At 46.4% G+C, this 2,819-nt stretch carries 2 protein-coding genes; both read right to left on the bottom strand.

Annotated elements, in window-relative coordinates:
- A partial coding sequence (locus COT43_03085) for a hypothetical protein (protein PIS29759.1) occupies window positions 1-769 on the bottom strand: 769 nt, incomplete at its 3' end.
- Window positions 770-798: 29 nt separating this feature from the next.
- Window positions 799-2,819, bottom strand: a 2,021-nt coding sequence (locus tag COT43_03080) for a hypothetical protein (protein ID PIS29758.1), incomplete at its 5' end; no start/stop codon positions are given.

Genomic DNA, 2,819 nt, shown 5'->3' with positions numbered 1-2,819 from the left:
GATTCACTGAAACACCGATGCGAAAGATTAGCGGTAATTCCCATTCATGTGTTTTGAACTGCCCTGGGACGGCGCTATAATTTCCCGCCTCATCTGGCTCGATGTCAATGAGTTGTAGCAAATCCATCCCATCATAACGCATTTTCGTTCCATAGTTGGAAATGCTCATACCGATCTTCATGCCGTTTTCCTTTGATCCGGCAGGCGCAAAGAAGTGCGTGTTGACGATGACGCCGAGGTCAAGCGCCGTGGCGCTGGCTTTCGTATGCCAAATTTGTGAACTGATATATTTCGCTGATACTCCAAAAGAAAACCACTGGGCTAGTTTCCGAGAATAGGAAAACGTGAATGCATATTCGTTCGCGGTAAATAACTCGCCCGTTCCATCCTGCATGTCCAAAGTCGTGACTTTCATATCGCCATAGTCGACATTGAAAAATCCAAACGCAAGGTTGCCGTATGGCGGCAGAAGAATCGCTCCGGCGGCGTAAGCAGAATTGATGTCTACGACCAATGGCTGATAGCCAAACATGACTTCGTTCTGTTTCAGAAATGCCAATCCCGCCGGATTCCAGTACAACGACGAAAGATTTCCGCCCATACTGACAAAAGCGTCGCCCATAGCTAGGCCGTCGCTTCCCATCCCAATTTCCAGAAAGTTCGCCGTTGTCGTTCCAGTCCGATACGGGCGCTGAGCTAACCCCAACTGACAGTTGATCGTGAGGAAAATCGCCAGAAAAATGAACGTCGTACGATTTATTTTATTCATCTCTTTTCCCTTTTCAAATCCGCTTTCACCTATTTGATGACGGCAAATTTGCCGACCTTTTCGTCACCTGTCGCCTTTGATTTGACATGATACAGGTACATGCCTGCGGCGATTTCCAGATTCTCTTTCGTCAGCATGTCCCAGTGCACGATTCCATTATCCGCGTCGTTATTGACATTAATGACATCAACCAACACACCGCTAACCGTAAATATTTTGATCGTACACTGCGCCGGCAGATGCGTGAACATCAATCTACGACGCTGATTCAGATACCAATTCGCGACCGACGGTTCCATCGCGTTCGTGCCAACGTATGGATTGGGAACGACCTGAATCTTGCTCATTGTATATTTCAGCGCTTCTTTATCGATTTCGCTTGTGCTTTTGATCGTAAATTTCAATGTATCAGTTATCCAATAAGGACGAAGAAGATTTGTCATTCGATAGACATCGCCGTCAGCGGGCATCTGTAGGCTGTCGGGAAACGAAATCGAACAAAATGTCCCCGCCCATTTCCCCGAGTTTGTCACCGGTCCAACGAGCACTTTATCTTTGTAGATTTCAAATAGATCGTTTTTATCTGAATCATAACCAACCAGATCAAGTTTCTCAAATGCACCGGTCGAATCACGAAAGGATTTATTCACAACGTAAAAATTGAAATTCAGCGTCGTATAGAGCCGACTTGTTGGCGAAATCCGTACATCGGCGTCATCACGGATTCCAGACTTCGGAACATTTCGACCGGTATAAACCGTTTGGTTAGAAAACACAATGTCGTAATCCCATGGAAAGAAAAGCGACTCGCGTTTACTCCGCGTGACCAGAATCGGTTTACTGCCGACGACCCAACCAGTGTTGCCATAATCCGGCGTCGGAGACATGTTCGGGAGTTTCAAATTGATACGCAGACCTTCGAATACGTCGGAAGAAACCGTATGCTGATAGTCTAAATAATTGACCGCCAGCGAATCATCATAGAAAATGCTATTACCATGTATGTTCTCTGAATTTTCGATGTAAACTAATTCAGTATCTGTCAGATCATAAATTTGGAAGCCATCATTGGTATAATTGACTCCGTGGGGATAATCGGCAATTGCCGATCCGATGGTGTCAATCTCGAATGTGACGCCATAGACATGATTAGCCTGCAGGTCTTTCTTCGCCAGAATTTCTGGAGTTAGGGTTCCATGTCCGAGCAGTTCGGAATTTTCCAGCAGTTCGATCTCTTCCGGCACATAACCGGCGGCCATCTGGTGTGGGGTTGCGATTTGGACATTTTTACTGATTGTTCGAATGTCCTCAGCTTCATCGAGCTCAATGATCATGTTGTTTTCGGACGGAGCGATACCGGGACCAATGTCCGGCGCCCCGTAATCATAGGCAACAATGCCGTAATAATAGGTTCTTCCGTTTTGAACGTTGGTATCGATAAAATAGTGCTGAATTCCGGTTTCGTTTCCCAGATAATAGCCCATGCCATTTACCAATCCGAAATCGGTGAAGCCAAACTTATTATCTGCTAAATCGCACTGGAAAATCGGTTTCTTGAACATTGCCGTTCCGTATCCATCGGTAATGACTTCGGCGTCCGACATTTTCTTGTCGGTCGCACGGAAGAGTTTATAGCCTTCGAAGTCATTAGCGTTTGCAAGAAACGGATCGCGGGTCTTGGTATCAGCCATGTCATCCCATGTTAGGATCACCATGCCGTCTCCGGGCGTAGCGGAAAGCGTCGGCATCTTGGGTGGTTGAGCAAACCGATAGTCTTTTTCATAAATGACCTGCACGATCTTTTTTAGTTCAAAAAGCGCCGGTGCTCCGTGTTGTTCTGAGCTGAGTCCTTCCAGCGGATCGAATGAATGAAGTTCCGCCATTGAGATGCGTTCGGTTCTTCCTTTATAAAGCAGGAAGGGTCCAGATGCGAATGTTTCGACCAGATTGGAAATTGAGCCACTATATTCAATCAGCGTACCGGAACCGATGACCTTCCACATCGACTTATCGTTGCGAAACCATTTATTGTAAGGCGGAGTATGCGGCT

The organism is Candidatus Marinimicrobia bacterium CG08_land_8_20_14_0_20_45_22 (assembly GCA_002774355.1).
Lineage (GTDB): Bacteria > Fidelibacterota > UBA2242 > UBA2242 > UBA2242 > 0-14-0-20-45-22.
The sequence above is the reverse complement of the archived record's forward strand: the minus strand, read 5'-3'. Positions and strand labels throughout refer to the sequence as shown.